Origin of the sequence: Nocardioides litoris (assembly GCF_006346315.1) — a bacterium.
In the GTDB taxonomy this organism is placed as follows: domain Bacteria; phylum Actinomycetota; class Actinomycetes; order Propionibacteriales; family Nocardioidaceae; genus Nocardioides; species Nocardioides litoris.
In genome coordinates this window covers 176,567-193,087 of sequence record NZ_VDMR01000008.1, presented here as the reverse complement: position 1 = coordinate 193,087, position 16,521 = coordinate 176,567, and the positions used below count along the sequence as shown (strand labels likewise).

At 76.0% G+C, this 16,521-nt stretch carries 19 protein-coding genes; 8 read left to right on the top strand and 11 right to left on the bottom strand.

Translation table 11 applies throughout. The annotated features are described in order from the left end of the window. Positions 1 to 220 precede the first annotated feature (220 nt). Both FJQ57_RS18820 and cobA read right to left on the bottom strand, forming a co-directional pair. Complete coding sequence (locus tag FJQ57_RS18820; RefSeq protein ID WP_139983310.1) at positions 221 to 1,057, bottom strand: TrmH family RNA methyltransferase; 837 nt, start codon at positions 1,055 to 1,057, stop codon at positions 221 to 223. Then, on the bottom strand, positions 1,050 to 2,312 hold the full coding sequence (gene cobA / locus FJQ57_RS18815; protein ID WP_246081898.1) for a uroporphyrinogen-III C-methyltransferase: 1,263 nt from the start codon (positions 2,310 to 2,312) through the stop codon (positions 1,050 to 1,052). The genes FJQ57_RS18820 and cobA overlap by 8 nt, the downstream gene beginning before the upstream one ends. A 27-nt stretch (positions 2,313 to 2,339) precedes the next feature. On the opposite strand from cobA, the gene FJQ57_RS18810 reads away from it, so the two are divergent. Together FJQ57_RS18810 and FJQ57_RS18805 are read left to right on the top strand one after the other, a co-directional pair. Further along, positions 2,340 to 2,864: a YbhB/YbcL family Raf kinase inhibitor-like protein gene (locus FJQ57_RS18810; RefSeq protein ID WP_139983308.1), complete on the top strand. Its 525-nt coding sequence runs from the start codon at positions 2,340 to 2,342 to the stop codon at positions 2,862 to 2,864. Positions 2,865 to 2,964: 100 nt separating this feature from the next. After that, the gene (locus FJQ57_RS18805; RefSeq protein ID WP_211349132.1) at positions 2,965 to 3,672 is read left to right on the top strand and encodes a DUF2238 domain-containing protein; all 708 of its coding nucleotides are present in this window, start codon (positions 2,965 to 2,967) and stop codon (positions 3,670 to 3,672) included. Here the strand turns inward: FJQ57_RS18805 and FJQ57_RS18800 are convergent. After that, entirely contained in the window at positions 3,624 to 4,346 is a 723-nt protein-coding gene (locus FJQ57_RS18800) for a glycosyltransferase family 2 protein (protein WP_170219505.1), read from the bottom strand. The two genes, FJQ57_RS18805 and FJQ57_RS18800, sit on opposite strands and share 49 nt — an antisense overlap. 92 nt (positions 4,347 to 4,438) lie before the next feature. Between FJQ57_RS18800 and FJQ57_RS18795 the strand changes: the two genes are divergently transcribed. Beyond that, complete coding sequence (locus tag FJQ57_RS18795; RefSeq protein WP_211349130.1) at positions 4,439 to 5,542, top strand: acyl-CoA dehydrogenase family protein; 1,104 nt, start codon at positions 4,439 to 4,441, stop codon at positions 5,540 to 5,542. Then, the gene (locus FJQ57_RS18790; protein ID WP_170219504.1) at positions 5,539 to 6,867 is read left to right on the top strand and encodes a bifunctional PIG-L family deacetylase/class I SAM-dependent methyltransferase; all 1,329 of its coding nucleotides are present in this window, start codon (positions 5,539 to 5,541) and stop codon (positions 6,865 to 6,867) included. Before FJQ57_RS18795 ends, FJQ57_RS18790 begins: the two co-directional genes overlap by 4 nt. 34 nt (positions 6,868 to 6,901) lie before the next feature. Here the strand turns inward: FJQ57_RS18790 and FJQ57_RS18785 are convergent, their stop codons facing one another. Further along, on the bottom strand, positions 6,902 to 7,684 hold the full coding sequence (locus FJQ57_RS18785; protein ID WP_170219503.1) for a carbonic anhydrase family protein: 783 nt from the start codon (positions 7,682 to 7,684) through the stop codon (positions 6,902 to 6,904). A 40-nt stretch (positions 7,685 to 7,724) separates the two neighbouring features. Then, entirely contained in the window at positions 7,725 to 8,825 is a 1,101-nt protein-coding gene (locus FJQ57_RS18780) for a PP2C family protein-serine/threonine phosphatase (RefSeq protein WP_170219502.1), read from the bottom strand. 55 nt (positions 8,826 to 8,880) lie between these two features. Here FJQ57_RS18780 and FJQ57_RS18775 point away from each other — a divergent pair, with 55 nt between their 5' ends. After that, complete coding sequence (locus FJQ57_RS18775; protein ID WP_139983298.1) at positions 8,881 to 9,867, top strand: alpha/beta hydrolase; 987 nt, start codon at positions 8,881 to 8,883, stop codon at positions 9,865 to 9,867. Here FJQ57_RS18775 and FJQ57_RS23675 read toward each other — a convergent pair. Next, positions 9,854 to 10,531, bottom strand: coding sequence for a phosphotransferase (locus FJQ57_RS23675; protein WP_211349128.1), 678 nt, complete (start codon positions 10,529 to 10,531; stop codon positions 9,854 to 9,856). The genes FJQ57_RS18775 and FJQ57_RS23675 overlap by 14 nt on opposite strands. 167 nt (positions 10,532 to 10,698) lie before the next feature. Then, positions 10,699 to 11,358, bottom strand: coding sequence for a nitroreductase family protein (locus tag FJQ57_RS18765; protein ID WP_139983295.1), 660 nt, complete (start codon positions 11,356 to 11,358; stop codon positions 10,699 to 10,701). Between the two features lie 62 nt (positions 11,359 to 11,420). Between FJQ57_RS18765 and FJQ57_RS18760 the strand changes: the two genes are divergently transcribed. Genes FJQ57_RS18760 through FJQ57_RS18750 form a run of 3 tightly spaced genes read left to right on the top strand, consistent with a single transcriptional unit; the run spans position 11,421 to position 13,177 of the window. Then, a complete protein-coding gene (locus FJQ57_RS18760; protein WP_139983293.1) occupies positions 11,421 to 12,068 on the top strand; it encodes a hypothetical protein in 648 nt (215 codons plus the stop codon). Positions 12,069 to 12,114: 46 nt separating this feature from the next. Beyond that, on the top strand, positions 12,115 to 12,795 hold the full coding sequence (locus FJQ57_RS18755) for a hypothetical protein (RefSeq protein ID WP_139983291.1): 681 nt from the start codon (positions 12,115 to 12,117) through the stop codon (positions 12,793 to 12,795). 10 nt (positions 12,796 to 12,805) lie between these two features. Continuing rightward, the gene (locus FJQ57_RS18750) at positions 12,806 to 13,177 is read left to right on the top strand and encodes a hypothetical protein (RefSeq protein WP_139983289.1); all 372 of its coding nucleotides are present in this window, start codon (positions 12,806 to 12,808) and stop codon (positions 13,175 to 13,177) included. Between the two features lie 46 nt (positions 13,178 to 13,223). On the opposite strand, the gene FJQ57_RS18745 is transcribed toward FJQ57_RS18750, so the two are convergent. Genes FJQ57_RS18745 through FJQ57_RS18730 form a run of 4 tightly spaced genes read right to left on the bottom strand, consistent with a single transcriptional unit; the run spans position 13,224 to position 16,503 of the window. Beyond that, positions 13,224 to 13,985, bottom strand: coding sequence for a sulfite exporter TauE/SafE family protein (locus FJQ57_RS18745; protein WP_139983287.1), 762 nt, complete (start codon positions 13,983 to 13,985; stop codon positions 13,224 to 13,226). Beyond that, the gene (locus FJQ57_RS18740) at positions 13,982 to 15,139 is read right to left on the bottom strand and encodes an SPFH domain-containing protein (RefSeq protein WP_139983285.1); all 1,158 of its coding nucleotides are present in this window, start codon (positions 15,137 to 15,139) and stop codon (positions 13,982 to 13,984) included. Before FJQ57_RS18740 ends, FJQ57_RS18745 begins: the two co-directional genes overlap by 4 nt. Positions 15,140 to 15,166: 27 nt before the next feature. Continuing rightward, a complete protein-coding gene (locus tag FJQ57_RS18735; protein WP_139983283.1) occupies positions 15,167 to 15,655 on the bottom strand; it encodes an NfeD family protein in 489 nt (162 codons plus the stop codon). A 50-nt stretch (positions 15,656 to 15,705) separates the two neighbouring features. After that, positions 15,706 to 16,503 carry an ABC transporter ATP-binding protein gene (locus FJQ57_RS18730; protein ID WP_139983281.1) on the bottom strand — a complete coding sequence of 266 codons (798 nt, stop codon included), beginning with the start codon at positions 16,501 to 16,503 and terminating at the stop codon, positions 15,706 to 15,708. Between the last annotated feature and the right edge of the window lie 18 nt (positions 16,504 to 16,521).

Below are 16,521 nucleotides of genomic sequence, written 5' to 3'. Positions count from 1 at the left end.
GGCCGCGTCGTCCCGGACCACACGGTGGTCGAGGAGGGCCGGGCGTCCCGTCCCAAGGCCTCCCGACGGCTGCGGTCGCGTGGTCTCGAGACAGGCCGCCAGGCGGCCTTCCTCGACCACCGTGGGGGCCAGATCCACCACGCGCAGGCCGCGTGGTCCCGGACCACACGGTGGTCGAGGAGGGACGGAGTCGCGTCTCGAGACCACGCCGCGGGCTCCGTCAGCGGCGGGCGGTGACCCAGCAGGCGACGGCGGCCGCGGCGGCGACGTTGAGGGAGTCGACGCCGACCTCGGGGCCGCGGGCCATGGGGATGGTGGCGCGGACGTCGGCCGCGCGCTCCCAGGCCGCCGAGAGGCCGTGCCCCTCGGAGCCGAGCACGAGGGCGACCTTCTCCCGGCCCGCGACGGCCTCGTCGAGGGGCACGGAGTCCTCGGCCAGGGTGAGGGCGACGGTGGTGAACCCGGCCGTGGACAGGTCGGGCAGGGCCGTGCGCCAGTCGGGCACCCGGGTCCAGGGCAGGGCGAAGACCGCACCCATGCCGACCTTGACCGCGCGGCGGTAGAGCGGGTCGGCGCAGCGGGGCGCGAGCAGGGCGGCGTCCAGGCCGAGCGCGGCGGCGGAGCGCAGGACGGCGCCGACGTTGGTGTGGTCGACGAGGTCCTCGAGCACCACCACCGACCGCGCGCCCGCGAGCACCTCGGCCACCGGCGGCAGCGCCCGCCGCTCGTACGACGCCAGCGCGCCGCGGTGGACCTGGAAGCCGGTCACGGCCTCCACCACCTCCTCCGGTACGACGAAGCACGGCGCCCCGAGCGCGGCGGCGGGCGCCAGCACGTCGGCCAGCCCGTCGACCCAGCGGGCGGACATGAGGAAGGAGCGGGGACGGAAGCCGGCCTCCCACGCCCGGCGCACGACCTTCTCGCCCTCGGCGAGGAACAGGCCGTGCTCGACCTCGAGGCTGCGCCGCAGGGTGACGTCGCGCAGGTCGCGGTAGTCGGCCAGCCGGGGGTCGTCGGGGTCGGTGACCCCGACCGTGGGGACAGCGACCTCAGGCATCGGCCGCGACCGCGGCGCGCTCGGGGTAGTGCGCAGGGTGGGCGACCGCGACGACGTCGCCCACGACGATGATCGCGGGCGGCTTGACGCCCTCGGCCGCAAGGTCGTGCTCCAGCTCGCCCAGGGTGGAGAGCACCGTGCGCTGGGTGGCCATGGTGCCGTCGCACACGACCGCGACCGGGGTCCCGGCGGGGCGGCCGCCGGCGACGAGGGCGGAGGCGATCTGGGGGCCGTGCTCGACGGCCATCATCAGCAGGAGGGTGCCGCGGAGCCGAGCCAGGGCGTCCCAGTCGACGAGGGAGCCGGGGTGCCCGGGCGCGAGGTGGCCGGAGACGATGGTCATCTCGTGGGCGATGCCGCGGTGGGTGACGGGGATCCCGGCGATCGCCGGGACGGCGAGCGGGCTCGAGAGGCCCGGCACGACGTCGACGGCGACGCCGGCCGCGCGGCAGGCCAGGACCTCCTCGTAGCCGCGGCCGAAGACGAAGTTGTCGCCGCCCTTGAAGCGCACGACCCGCAGGCCGGCCTGCGCCCGCTCGACGATGATGCGGTTGATCTCCTCCTGCTGCGCGGAGCGGCCGCGCGGCAGCTTGGCCACGTCGACCAGCTCGACGTCGCTGGGCAGCTCGCCCAGCAGCTCGCGCGGCGCGAGGCGGTCGGCGACCACGACGTCGGCCTCCATCAGGGCCCGGCGACCGGCCAGGGAGATGAGCTGGGGGTCGCCCGGCCCGCCGCCGACCAGCGTGACGCCGGGGGTCTGCACCCGGTGGCGGGTCGAGGAGATGGTGCCGGTGCGCAGGCCGTCGAGCACCTGGTCGCGCACGGCGACCGAGCGCCGGGGGTCGCGGTCGCCGTGGACGGCCACCGTCACCCCCGCCGCCGTGCCGACGGCGGGCGTCCAGGCGCTCGCGCGGTCGGCGTCGTCGGAGCGGACGCAGAACACGCGACGCTCCTCCGCCGCCGCGCCCACGGCCTCGTTGACCGCGGCGTCGTCGGTCGCCGCGACGGCGTACCAGGTGTCGTCGAGGTCGGCCGGCTCGAAGCCGCGCTCGTGCCACTCGACCTCGCCCGCGGTCACCAGGCCCTCGATGGCCGGGGTCACCGCCGGCGCGACCACGACCACCCGCGCACCGGCCGCCAGCAGGGCGGGCACGCGCCGCTGGGCCACGTGACCACCCCCGACGACCACCACCCGGCGTCCGCCGAGCCGCAGCCCGGTCGCGTAGATCTGGCTCTCCTTGTGGGCGTCCTGCACCCAGGCATCCTCCCGTACGTTGCTGTCATGGATCTCGACCGCCCCGTTTCACCGGACCCCTACACCCTGCTGCCGGCCGTCCCGTCGTTCTCCGTGACGAGCACCGACGTGACCGACGGACAGCCGATCAAGGACGACCAGGTCGCCGACGCCGGCAACACCTCGCCCCAGCTGTCCTGGGAGCCCGTCGAGGGTGCGCAGAGCTACACCGTCACCTGCTTCGACCCCGACGCGCCGACCCCGAGCGGCTTCTGGCACTGGGTGCTGGTCGACCTGCCCGCCGACGTGACCTCCCTCGACACCGGGGCCGGGGCCGAGGGCGCCGACCTGCCCGGCAGCGCGTTCCACTGCCGCAACGACGGCGGCAGCAAGGGCTTCATGGGCGCGGCGCCGCCGCAGGGCGACCAGGTCCACCGCTACTACTTCGTCGTCCACGCCGTCACCGAGCCCTCGCTCGGCGTCGACGCCGACGCCTCGCCCGCGGTCGTCTCGTTCAACCTGGTCTTCAAGACCGCCGCCCGCGCGATCCTCCACGGCACCTACCAGCACTGATCCTCGCTCGTCGCGACCAGCTCGGCCGGCCGCAGTACTCAGCCACCACCTGAGTACTGCGGCCGATCCGCGTCAGGCCCCGCGCGACGAGGGTGGGTGCATGACCACGCAGACCGCCCCCGACCGTCGTACGACGACCGCGCCCGCGGCCGCCCGGCCGCGTCGTCGCTGCCCCTGGTGGGTGCCGTCGCTGGTGCTGCTGGCCACCGAGGCGCAGCTGCTCGTGGCGGAGTACGTGCCGGGCATCGACCGGTTCGCCGACAAGGCGTTCGGGGCCCGGCTGGTCGCCTACCCTGTGCTGATGCTGGTCGTGCCGGCCGGCTGGTGGCTGGTGCACCGGCGGCGCCGGCGGTCGGGCGGTCCGAGCGACACGCCGCCCTACGGGGCCTTCACGCTGGTCATGCTCGGCTTCCTCGTCGACGTCACCGGCAACAGCCTCGACCTCTACGACACCGTCGGCTGGTGGGACGACGCCAACCACCTCGTCAACTGGGTCTTCCTGCTCGGCGGGATCGGCCTGCTGCTCGCCCCGTCGGTCCGCCCGCGGTGGGTGCTGGCGCTGCTGGTGACCGGGCTGGGGGCGCTGCTGGCGCTGGCCTGGGAGCTCGGCGAGTGGTTCACCTTCATCCGGCACGGCACCGAGCTGGCCACGGCGTACGAGGACACGCTGGCCGACATGGCCCTGGGCACGCTCGGCGCCCTGGTGGCCGGCCTCGCCGTGGCGTCACGGGGCCGGCGAGCCTCGACCGCGCGGCCCGCTCAGCCGGCGGGCTCGTCGACGCCGTCGGTCGCCAGGCCCGCCAGGTAGCCAGCGAAGCCGCCGGGGGTGCGCCCCTGGAGCCGCGAGGAGGTCAGCACCGGGGTGCGGGCGGCGCCGTAGCGGGCCCCGTCGGCGAGGAGGCGGCGCACGAGGTCGAGGTCCTCGCGCTCGGCCAGCGCGCCCAGCCCGCCCACGGCGTCGTACGACGACAGGCGGAAGCCGAGGTGGGCCCCGTGCACGCCGACGCGGCCGTCGGCGTGGTGGGCGTGCCACTGGTCCAGGACCGCCGGTGGGGCGGTGGGGTCGGGCACGACGCGGCCGAGGACCACGTCGGCCCCGGTCGGGCCGTCGGCCACCTCGACCTGGTCGAGCAGCCAGCCGACCGGCACCACCGAGTCGGCGTCGGTCCACGCGATCCAGGTGCGCTCCGGCGCGAGACCCACCGCGGCGGCGAGCGCCCGGGCCCGGTCGACGCCGGCCGCCCGCGCCAGGCTGACGTTGCCCGCACCCAGCACGACGACGTCGACGCCGTGCGCGGCGCAGACCTGCGCGCTGTCGTCGGAGCAGGCGTCGAGCACCACGGTCAGGCGCACCGCCAGGTCGGGCCGGGCCGAGCGCAGGTGCACCACGGCCGCGTCGAGGGCTCCCAGGCAGACCGGGAGGAGCAGCGCCTCGTCGTGGGCCGGGACGACGACGTGGACGGCCGCGACGTCGTCGGACACGTCGACGAACCTAGCGGGCCGCCGACCTGTCAGGGTGGACGTGGCCCGGGCGGACGCGCGGGCCGACGATCGCGAGACCGGGAGGCCGGCGCGTGACCACCAGCACAGGCGGGGCCCCCGTGCTCCTCGACCCGGGCTCCCCCGCCGACGAGCGGCTCGCCGGGGTCTGCGACGACGTCCGCGGACTCGTCGCCACCGGCACCGACGGCCGCCGCACGGTGGACGTCGCCGCCGCGCTCGGCTGGGCCGTCGACCTCGGCACCTGGCTGCCCGACCCCGCGGGCGGCGCGACCCGGCTGCGGTGGGAGGTGCTGGCCACGGTGGGTGCGCACGACCTCACCGTCGCCCGGGCCGTCGAGCCCCACCTCGACGCCGTGGCCATCCTGGGGGAGCTCGGTGCCGACGACGCGAGGATCGCGGCCGGCCCCACGTGGGGCGTGTACGCCGCCGAGGGGCCGCCCCCGCGGCTCGAGGCCACCCGGGCCGAGTCCGCCGGCGCGGGGTGGAGCCTGACGGGACGCAAGCCGTGGTGCTCGCTGGCCACGGTCGCCTCCCACGCGCTCGTCACGGCCTGGGTCGAGCCCGCCCGGCGCGGCCTGTTCGAGATCGACCTGCGCGACCGCGGCGTCACCGTCGAGGACGCCGTCTGGGCGCCCCACGGGCTGCGCGAGATCACCTCCACAGCCGTGCTCCTCGACGACGTCCCGGCCCGCCCGGTGGGCGGACCCGGGTGGTACCTCGACCGGCCCGGCTTCGCCTGGGGCGGCATCGGGGTCGCCGCCGTCTGGTACGGCGGCGCGGTCGGCCTCGCCCGGCGGCTGCGGCAGGCGGCCGAGCGGCGAGCGCCCGACCAGGTCGCCCTGGCCCACCTCGGTGCCGTCGACACCGCGCTCGCCGGCGCCCGCGCGGTGCTGCGCGAGGCGGCCGAGGTCGCCGACCGCGGCGGCCCCGCCGCGGACCGGGGCGGGACGGCGCTGCTGGCCGCGCGCGTGCGCAACGTGGTGGCCGGCGCCGCCGAGACCGTGCTGACCGAGGTCGGCCACGCGCTCGGACCCGGCCCGCTGAGCCAGGAGCCCGAGCACGCCGACCGCGTCGCCGACCTCGTGCTCTACCTGCGCCAGCACCACGCCCGGCGCGACCACGCCGCGGCGGGCGGCCTGCTGCTCGACCAGCCCGACGGACCGCTCCCGTGGTGACCTTCTCCCCCGACGCCGACGGCACCCCCGAGACCGCCTGGCGCGGCGAGGTCGACCGCCGCGACCTGCCCGGGGTCGCGCTCGACCGGGTGCGCCGGGTGGTGGTCCTCGCGGCCCACCCCGACGACGAGACCCTCGGCGCCGGTGGCCTCGTCGCCCGTGCGCACCGCCTCGGGCTCGAGGTGCAGGTGGTGGTCGCGACCCGCGGCGAGGCCAGCCACCCGCGCTCGCCGACCCACCCCCGTGAGCGGCTGGCCGCGCTGCGGGAGACCGAGCTGGCCGACGCCGTCGAGGTGCTCGCACCGGGTGCGACCCCGCGCGTCCTCGGCCTGCCCGACGGCGCGGTCCCCGAGCACGAGGACGCCCTGCTCGACTCCGTCGTCGACCTGGTGGGCGACGGGCGCGCCACGCTGCTGGTCGCGCCGTGGCGCGGCGACGGCCACCCCGACCACGAGGCGGTCGGCCGCGCGGCCGCCACCGCGGCGGCGCGGACCGGGGCGGCGCTGCTGGAGTACCCCGTCTGGGCCCGGCACTGGGCCGACCCGGCCGACGCGCCGTGGTCGACCGGCCGGGTCCTCGCCCTCGACGGGACCGAGGTCGCGGCCAAGCGGACCGCGATCGAGCGCCACCGCACGCAGGTCGCGCCCCTCTCGCCCGCGCCCGGCGACGAGGTGCTGCTGCGGCCCGGCTTCCTCGCGCACTTCACGGCGTCGTACGAGGTGTTCTGGGCGGGACCCACCGGTGACGACGCGCTCGACGAGCTGCACGCCGCCTCGGCCGATCCCTGGGGCGTCGACCGGCGGTGGTACGAGCGCCGCAAGCGCGACCTGGTGCTGGCGGCGCTGCCGCGCGAGCGCTTCCGGCTCGCGGTCGAGGTCGGGTGCTCGACCGGCGCGCTCGCCGCCGACCTGCTCCCCCGCTGCGACCGCCTGGTCGCGCTCGACGCCAGCCCGACCGCGGTGGCCGCCGCCCGTGGGCGTCTGCCCGGCGCCGACGTGCGTCGGGCCGCGGTGCCGCAGGACTGGCCGCGCGACGTCGCGTCGGGGTCGGCCGACCTGGTCGTGCTGAGCGAGGTCGGCTACTTCCTCTCGCCCGCCGGCCTGGACGACCTGGCCGAGCGGATCTCGAGCTCGCTGGCCCCCGACGGCGTCGTGGTGCTGTGCCACTGGCGGCACGAGGTGGTGGGCTGGCCGCTCGACGGGCCGGCGGTGCACGCCCGGCTGCGCGGCCCCGGCCTGCCCCCGGTCGTCGCCGAGTACGCCGACCGCGACGTCGAGCTGCTCGTCCTGGCCGACCCCTCCCAGCTGCCCGACCCGCACGCCTGAGGCCGCGCCGGCCGGGTCGCCGCCCCCGGCGGCCTCAGCGCCGGGCGTGCCACCCCGGGTCGGCGACGACCCGACGGCCGGCGAGCGGCTGGGTCGGCCGGGAGTCTCCGTCGGGGAACAGGCTGCGGAAGGCGTCGATGCCGGCGCGCGAGGTCGTGCGCGGCACGGTGAGGAACCACCGGACGCCCTCGGTGTAGGGGTCGGTGGTCAGCGAGCCCCGGTAGCGCAGGGTGCGCGGGCGGCGGGGCACCAGCGAGGCGAGGTCGAGGTCGGGCACCTCGACCGCCTGCCCGCACTCCTGCGGCAGCCGGACCAGGATGCGGTCGAGCTCGCTGCGCCGTCCCGGGCGCAGCAGCACGCCGATGACCAGGCGCCGCTCGGCCGCGTCCTGGTGGACCAGGTGCAGCTCGAGCGGGAAGTGCCGCCCGTCGACGGTGTGCTCGGAGCGGGTGTGGAAGTGGAGCTGCAGCAGGTCCCAGCGGTGGCCGGCGAGCGTCACGTGCCCGGCACCCTCCTCGACGTCGACCTCCTCGGTCTCCTGGTCGCCCCGGGCCTGGCAGCCGCCGCCGGCCGGGTCGTCCTTGGAGACGTAGCGGACCGAGACGGCCGCGCTGCGGGCGTAGTGGACCTCCAGCGGCGGGAGGCCGGCCACGCGGCGCACGCGGTCGGGACGGATGTCGATGGGGCTCTGCCGAGCCGGGCGCGCCGCCCCCGGGGCGACGGCCCCGAGCGCGGGGTCGGTGGCGAGACGGGCCACGGCGGTGGCCCCGGCGGCGGCGAGGGGCAGTCCGAGCAGGGAACGACGGTCGACGGGCACGAGCACTCCTGGGAAGTTGTCGAGATCAACTACCCGGACGCTACTCCCCGCGGCCGACCGCCCGGCTGAGGACCAGCACCGCGCGGTCGTCGTCGCCGCGGGGCACGGACCGGATGATGCGCCGTGCCGCGCCGAGGCGCCCGCGCGTGTACGCCGTCGCGGCGACGCCCTGCAGCCAGGCGATGCCGTCGCCGATGTCGGTGCCGGGCGCCTCGACGACGCCGTCGGTGTAGAAGAGGAGCGCCTGGCCGGGGCCGAGGACACCCGTGCTGGCCTCGAGCTCGGGGTGGGCCATCACGCCGAGGGCGAGGCCGCGCGCGTTGTCGACGACCCACTCCCCCGGGTCGGGCTCCCACCGCAGCGCCGGCGGGTGGCCCGCGCTGAGGATCGTGTAGCGCCCGGTCGCCAGCTCGACGCTGACGTGGACCGCCGTCGCGAACGTCTCCTCGGAGTAGCGCTCGTCCTGCTTGAGCAGGAAGTCGTTGGCGGCGTCGAAGAGCGCCCGGCCGCGCAGGGTGCCGACCACGCCCCCGAGCGCCCCGGCCAGCAGCAGGGCCGACGGGGCGGCCTTGACGCCCTTGCCGACCACGTCGACGAGCACGAGGTCGAGCAGGCCCTCCTCGGTGTCGAGGTCGGCCACCATGAAGTCGCCGGCGTACCCGACGCCGTGGGCGGCCACCATCGCCGTCTCGCAGCTCCACGGCTCCGGCAGCGGCGGCACGCGGCCCTGGGCGTTGAGGCGGTCGCGCAGGTCGGCGAGCAGGGCCGAGCTCAACGGCCCGGGCAGGCCGCTGCGCTGGCGGCTGGAGGCGAAGACCACCAGTGCGCACGCCAGCAGCAGCAGGACCACGCCCGAGACCCGGCCCCCGACGACGTCACCCTGGTCGAGCCGGGAGATGGCGCCCGCGACCAGCACCAGCCCGGCCAGGAGCACCTGCTCGCGGAAGCGCAGCAGCAGCAGCCCGAGCAGCAGCCAGATGAAGAAGCCGGCGATCGGGAAGAGGTCGTAGTCGGCCAGGCTCACGACCATCGACAGCACGACGCCCACCGCGAGCACGCCGAGCACGCGCTGCTGGCTGCGCTGGGTGCCGGAGCGCCACGTCTCGACGGCGTCGTGCACCACCCGTCGCAGCCTCGTCACCCCCGCACCGTAGTGGGGCCCGTGGCTCCGGGGGCGGGGTGGCAGGATCCTCGCCGTGCGTGTCGAGCAGTCCGTCGACGTCCTGGGCGAGCCCTGGCTCGCGGAGACCATCGGGCTCCCGCCCGACGACGAGGGCCCCGTCGTGGCGACCCTGGTCTCGCGCCGCGTCGAGCGCCCCACCGGGCGGGCGGTGCTCCACGTGCACGGGTTCGCCGACTACTTCTTCCACACCGAGTACGCCGCGTGGTGGCTCGAGCGGGGCTACGACTTCTACGCCCTCGACCTGCGCAAGTACGGCCGCTCGCTGCGCCCGCACCAGACCGCGACCTACGTCGCGGACCTGCACACCTACTTCGCCGAGCTCGACCTCGCCTGGTGGCGCATCACGCAGCGCGACGGCCACGACGGCCCGGCCGCGGTCGTGCTCTCCGCGCACTCGACCGGTGGCCTGACCGCGCCGCTGTGGGCCCACCACCGGCAGCCGTCGGGCCTGGGCGGCCTGGTGCTGAACTCGCCGTGGTTCGACCTGCAGGGCGCCCCCTGGCTGCGCTCGGCCCCCGCGGGCGCGGCGCTCGACCGGCTCGGCGCCCGGCACCCCATGCGCGAGATCAGCCGCGAGGTCACCGGCCTGTACGGCCGCAGCCTGCACCGCGAGCACGACGGCGAGTGGGACTTCGACCTGACCTGGAAGCCGCTGACCTCGTTCCCGGTCCGGCTGGGCTGGCTGCGCGCGATCCGGGCGGGCCACGCCGAGCTGCACGCCGGCCTCACCGTGCTCGCCCCGACGCTGGTGCTGTCCTCGGCGGCCACCGTGCGACCGGCGGAGATGGACGACGACGTGCACACCCACGACGTCGTCCTCGACGTGCCGCACATCCGGCGGTGGGCCACCTCGGTCGGCCCGCACGTCACCTACGTCGCCGTCGACGGGGCCCGCCACGACGTGGTGCTCTCGCGGGCGCCGGCGCGCGCGATCGTCTACGCCGAGCTCGACCGGTGGGTGACGGCGTACGTCGACGGGCCGCGGGTCAGCACCGGCTGAGCGAGTCCGCGAGCCGACGCTCCAGGCGGAACCGCTCGACCGGGTCGCGGACCATGGCCGTCCTGCCCGGTGGAGGCAGCAGCCCGACGACGTCCATGACCTCCCACCAGGGCTCCCGGGGTCGACCGGTGAGCGCGGTGCAGTCGGCCGCGAGCCCCGCGGCGTCGCCCCCGACCTGCGCCAGGCTCGTCGCGCAGTGCGCCACGTCGAGCCAGGCCGGACCGGTCGAGGTCTCGACCCAGTCGACGACCCCGCTGACCCCCTCGGCCGTCCACAGCACGTTGGGCGGCCGGAGGTCGCGGCGCAGGAAGGTCGGCTCGTACGCCGGCGGTCCGGCACGCAGCAGGTCGACGCGGCCCGCCACACGCCGGGCTCGGTGGCCCAGTCGGGCACGACGTGCTTGGCCTCCCACGCCCACGACTCGTAGGTGCGCGGCGGGCCGGCGGGCCGCTGGTCGTGGATGGTGGCGAGCACCGCCGCGAGCCCACGCGGCGAGCCGGCGTCGGTGCGGGTCGGGTCGACGCGGCCCGCCACGAAGGTCATCAGGTGGCGCCCGGCCGCGGCATCGAGGCCGACGGTCCCGGGCGCGGGCACCGGGGTCGCGGCGAGGAAGCGCTGCGTGACGTGCTCGCGGGTCGTCAGCGCCTCGCGGTGGGTCGCCCACGGCTCGCGGTCGACGACCCGGAGCACGGTCTCCCGCCCGTCGGCGTGGGCCAGGGCGGTGATGGACGATGTCCACCCCCGGCCAGCGGGCGCGAGCCCACGACCGGCGACCCCGCCGCGTCGGCGACCCAGGCCACGTCGGGCCCGGTCACGGCATCGGCACCGGCGTCACAGCGCGGGGCCGTCGTACCGCTCGCGGGTGACGAACTCCTCGATTGGCTGGCGCTTGAGCTTGGTCAGCACCTTGACCGGGCGGCCGAGCGGCACCACAGCGGCCACGGCGTAGGTGTCGGGCACGCCGAAGAGCTCCTTGACCTTCGCCTCCTCGACCACCGCCATGGTCGTGATGGTGCCGCCGAGGCCCTCGTTGCGGGCGGCGAGCAGGACGTTCCACACGAGCGGGTAGACCGAGCCGCCGCTGATGACGCCGACGCGGTCGAGGTCCTGGTCCATCGAGGCGACGACCGAGAGGTCGACGAAGAACACCAGCACCACCGGCGCCTCCAGGACCGGACCGGTGAACCGGTCGGGCACCTCGGTGGCCTCGATCTCCTCGGGCGACGGCCCGGGCGGGTGGACGCTGTTCCACGGGGCCTCGCCGGCCTTGACCTGGGCGACGTACCGCTTGACCGCGCTGGGGTAGAGCTCGACCAGGGCCTGGCGGGTCGCCTGCTCGCGGACGACGACCACGTGGGCGCCCTGCCGGTTGCCGCCGCTGGGGGCGAACCGCGCGTGGTCGAGGATTCGCCGCAGCGTCTCGTCGTCGACCGGGTCGTCGGTGAACTCGCGGGTCGCCGGGGTCGTGCGCATGACGTCGTAGAGCTCCATGGGGCTCACGCTACTGAGGGGATCCGGCTGCACGACCCGGCCTCGGTCGCGAGACTGGGGCGGTGTCATCGCAGCAGCCCGTGCGCCGGTTCGTCGTGCTGGTGCTGGTGGGGCTGCTCGCGGTGACCGGGGCCTGGGGCGTCGCCTTCTCCCGGGCGACGGGCGGCCGGGACGGGCCCGCGACCGGGCCCACCAGCCCCTCCTGCACCACCTCGGTCTTCCAGTGGCTGGTCCCCGAGGTCTCGATCGAGCAGCTCGAGGCCCGCCACCGGAGCGGCACGGTGCGGCTCGTGATGGACGTCGCCGGCCTCCGCCACCGCACCACCACCTCGGCGTCCTTCACGCTCCGGACACCCGGCCGCCGCTGGTCGGTGCACGTGGACAGCACGGAGGGGACGACGTGGGCGGGCCTGGCCGAGATGTCGCCTCCCCGCCAGGTGCGCCGGCAGGCGCCCGCGGGCCCGTCGGACGGGCACTGCGTGTCCTACCTCGACGTGGGCGAGGTGCCGGTCTGCCCGGCGCCGACGGGCACGGTCGACGTCGAGCGGGGCCGGGTCACCGCCGTCGTAGCCCGGTCGTGCCTCGACGACCCGGCGTGGGTGCGGGTCGGCGGGTCCGTCGACGTCGGCCCCTACGGCCAGTCGGCCGGCGACGTGGCCCGCCCGACGCTCGGCCCGCGGGTCCTCGCTCCGGCCGGTCCGCCCGGCTGAGCCGGTTCGCCTGCAGGACCCCGCCGCGGGACCCACACTGGTGCCCGTGACCTCGGCCCGGCGCGTCCGCCGCCTCCTCGCCCCTGCCACCGTGCTCGTGGTGCTCGCGACGGCGGCCCCCGCCCTGGCCGCCTCCTGGACCGGGAGCGACCCGGGCGGCGACGCCGTCACCACGACGTACGACCCCGAGCCGGAGCCCTGCGGCACGTCCACCGAGTCCCCGGCGTCCGGCGGGGACCTGCGGCGCCTGTCGGTGCAGCACACGCGCGACGAGCTCCTGCTCACCATGCGCGCGACCGGGCTGCCGGGCGTGCGCCGCACGGTCGCCAGCTTCGTCGTCGCCACTCCCGCAGGCGTCTGGGACGCCGACGTCGCCAGCGGGGCCTCGGGCCGCAGGCCCGTCGTGACGGTCACCCGGCAGGCCCGACGCCTCCCGCCCGCCGGCGAGTGCGGCACCTACGCGTTCTTCTCCGAGGCAGGCCGCTGCGCGGGCGCCGCCGCCGTCGTGCGGCCCGGCACGGGGCTGGTCCGGGTGACGCTGCCCCGACGCTGCGTCGGCTCGCCACGGTGGGTGCGCGTCGGTGGATCCCTGCAGGTCCTGGTGCCGGACCGCACCGACTCGTCGTGGGACCGGTGGGAGCCCCGCTCGGGTGGCACCGAGGTCGGCGTCTTCGGCGACCCGGTCGGCCCGCGGGTCCGCGCACCGCGCGGCGCCCCCGGGCGCTAGGTTGCCCGGCATGAACCCTGTCACCGGACTGGCACTCGGCCGCATCGCGGTCGGCGTCGCCTCCCTCGCCCGGCCCGAGCTCGTCGGCCGCACCATGGGCATCCCCTCCAGCCACCCGCTGCTGACCCGCTGGTTCGGCACCCGCGAGGTCGCCCTCGGCGCCGCCACCCTCCTGACCTCCGGCTCGGCCCAGCGCACGCTCGTCCTCATCGGCGTCGCGGTCGACGGCGCCGACGCCGCCACGGCGTACGCCGGCGTGCAGGACGACGAGCTGCCGGCCAACCCCGGCTACGCCCTCGTCGGCGTCGCGGCCGGCGCGGTGGTCTCGGGCCTGCTGGGCCTGCGCGTCCGCAAGCGCGGCGTCGCCCTCGAGGTCGCCTGACCGACGCACGGCCGGCCCGTCGTGGACGACGACGGGTCGGCGTCGATCAGGTGGTCAGCAGGACCACGAGGGCGACGACGCCGACGACCACGATGGCCGCGCGCAGCCCGGTGGGCGGCAGACGGCGGCCGACGCGGGCGCCGAGCAGCCCGCCCACGACCGACCCCGCACCGATGAGCGCGACGACGCGCCAGTCGACGTCGGCGACGACGGCGAAGATGAGGCCGGCGACGCCGTTGACGAAGGCCGCCAGGACGTTCTTGACCGCGTTGCTGTGCTGCAGCGACTGGGCGACGCCGATCCCGAGCACGCCCATGAGCAGCACCCCCTGGGCGGCACCGAAGTAGCCGCCGTACACCCCGCACAGGAGCACCGCCGGCCAGACCCACCAGGCGTCGGCCGGGGCGGCCTCGCGCCCCTCGGCCCGCCGGCGCACCCGCTCCGAGAGTCGTGGCTGGACCACGACCAGCACCAGGCCGAGCAGGATCAGTGCCGGCACGATGGCCGCGAAGGCCCCCTCGGGCAGCACGAGCAGGAGCACGGCACCCGCGGCGGCGCCGAGGATCGAGGCCGAGGCGAGGCGCAGGACGCGCGACCGCTGGCCGCGGAGCTCCTCGCGGTAGCCGAGCGCGCCCGCCACCGACCCGGGCACGAGACCGATGTTGTTGGACACGTTGGCCGTCACCGGCGGCACGCCGAAGGTGAGCAGGGTCGGGAAGGTGATGAGGGTGCCGGATCCCACAACGGTGTTGATCGTGCCGGCGGCGACGCCCGCGAGGACGACGAGGAGGGACTCGAGCGGGCTCACTCGCCCTGATTGTGCCCGGGGGGCTCCGGTGGCACGTTGGTCGGGTCGATCGCGGGATCGGTGGCGAGCGGGGCCGTCGAGGCGTCGGGGCGGCCCGGGTGGGCGGCGTCCTCGGCCTCGGCGATCGCGGCACGCACGGCGTCGTCGGCCGAGGTCTCGGTGCGCTTCGTCAGGGCCTCGGGCGTCACGCCCGGGCCGAGGTCGACGCGCTCGCGCGGGCCCTCGGTCTCGGTGGGGATGCCGCCGATCTGGCTCATGGTCGAGCCGAGGCCCTCGAGGGCCTTGCCGATCTCGCTGGGCACGATCCAGACCTTGTTGGCGTCGCCCTCGGCGATCTTCGGCATCATCTGGAGGTACTGGTAGGCCAGCAGCGACTGGTCCGGCCGCCCGTCGTGGATGGCCTGGAAGACCGTCTGGATGGCCTGGCCCTCGCCCTGGGCGCGCAGGATCGCAGACTCCCGATCGGCCTGGGCGCGCAGGATCTGCGACTCGCGCTCGCCCTCCGCGGTGAGGATGGCCGACTGCTTCTGGCCCTCGGCGGTGAGGATGGCCGACTGCCGGCCACCCTCGGCGGTGAGGATCTGCGCGCGCTTGTCGCGGTCGGCGCGCATCTGCTTCTCCATCGAGTCCTTGATCGACGGCGGCGGGTCGATGCCCTTGAGCTCGACCCGGTTGACCCGGATGCCCCACTTGCCGGTGGCCTCGTCGAGCACCCCGCGCAGTCCGGTGTTGATGGAGTCGCGGCTGGTGAGCGTCTCCTCGAGGTCCATGCCGCCGACGATGTTGCGCAGCGTGGTCATCGTGAGCTGCTCGATGGCCTGGATGTAGTTGGCGATCTCGTAGGTCGCCGCGACCGGGTCGGTGACCTGGAAGTAGATGACGGTGTCGATGGAGACGACGAGGTTGTCCTCGGTGATCACCGGCTGCGGCGGGAAGCTGACGACCTGCTCGCGCAGGTCGATCGTGTAGCGGACCTTGTCGACGAACGGCACCACCGTGTTGAGGCCGGCGTCGAGGGTCGTCTTGTACTTGCCGAAGCGCTCGACGACACCCGCCCGCGCCTGCGGCACGATGCGGATCGTCTTGGCCAGCAGCACCGCCACGAACACCAGCAGCACCGCGAGCACGATCAGCAGGACCGATGCTCCATCCATGGTCTCTCCTCCTCCTTGACGCCGGCCTCAGCCGACCGAGCCGGACCCGAGCTGTCCCGGGCCTGTGCCCGCGACGGGGTGGACGTACGCCGTGGCGCCCTTGATCTCGAAGATCTCGACCGTCTGGCCCTCGGCGATCTCGAGCGTGTCGTCGTAGGGCACCGCCGACCACACGTCGCCGTCGACCCGGATGCGCCCGGTCGTCACGCCGTCCATCGCGGCGGTGACCACGGCGCGGCGGCCGACCAGCTTGCCGTGGCCAAGCCGCAGCTCGGGACCGGTGTGCAGGCGGCGCACGACGCCGGGCCGGACGAGGGCGAGCATGGCGACCGACGCGCCGCCGGCGAGCAGCAGCTGCAGGACGATCGGCGCCCCGGCCAGGGCCGCCACGCCCCCGGCGACCGCGCCGACGGCCAGCATGGCCAGCACCAGGTCGAGGCTCATCAGCTCGGCGACGCCGAGGACGACCGCGACCGTGAGCCAGATGCTCCACAGGTGGTCGCTGAGCCAGTCCATGGCGCGAGCCTAGCCGCGGCCACCGACAGCCCCGACCGAGCGCGCGGACCTCAGCGGCGGCGGCGGACGTCGCGGCGCGCGGCGTACCGGCCGTCGACGTGCTCGAGCACGAGCGGCATGCCGAACGTCGCCGACAGCGCGCGCTCGGTGAGCACCTCCTCCAGCGTGCCGGCCGCGACGATCGAGCCCTGCCGCAGCAGCAGCGCGTGGGTGAACCCCGGCGGGATCTCCTCGACGTGGTGCGACACGAGCACCGTGGCCGGGGCGTCGGGGTCGTAGGCCAGCGTGGACAGGGTCGAGACGAGGTCCTCACGTCCGCCGAGGTCGAGGCCGGCGGCCGGCTCGTCGAGCAGGAGCATCTCGGGGTCGGTCATCAAGGCCCGGGCGACCTGCACCCGCTTGCGCTCGCCCTCGCTGAGGGTGCCGAAGGTGCGGTCGGCCAGCGGCAGCACCCCGATCTCGCGCATCAACGCGTCGGCGCGCACCACGTCGTCCTCGACGTACTCCTCGCGCCACCGGCCCAGCACGCCGTACGCCGCCGAGATGACGACGTCGCGGACCTTCTCCTGGCGGGGCAGCCGCTCGGCGAGGGCCGCGCTCGTCAGGCCGATGCGGGGGCGCAGCTCGAAGACGTCGACCGTGCCGAGCAGCTCACCGAGGACGCCGGCCAGCCCCGAGGTCGGGAACATCTGGGCCGAGGCGATCTGCAGCAGCGTGGTCTTGCCGGCGCCGTTGGGACCGAGGACGACCCAGCGCTCGCCCTCGCGGACGACCCAGGTGACGCGGTCGAGCAGGGTGGCGTCACCGCGCCGGACCGTGACGTCGGCGAGCTCGAGGACGGCAGCCATGCCGGCCACCCTATGCCG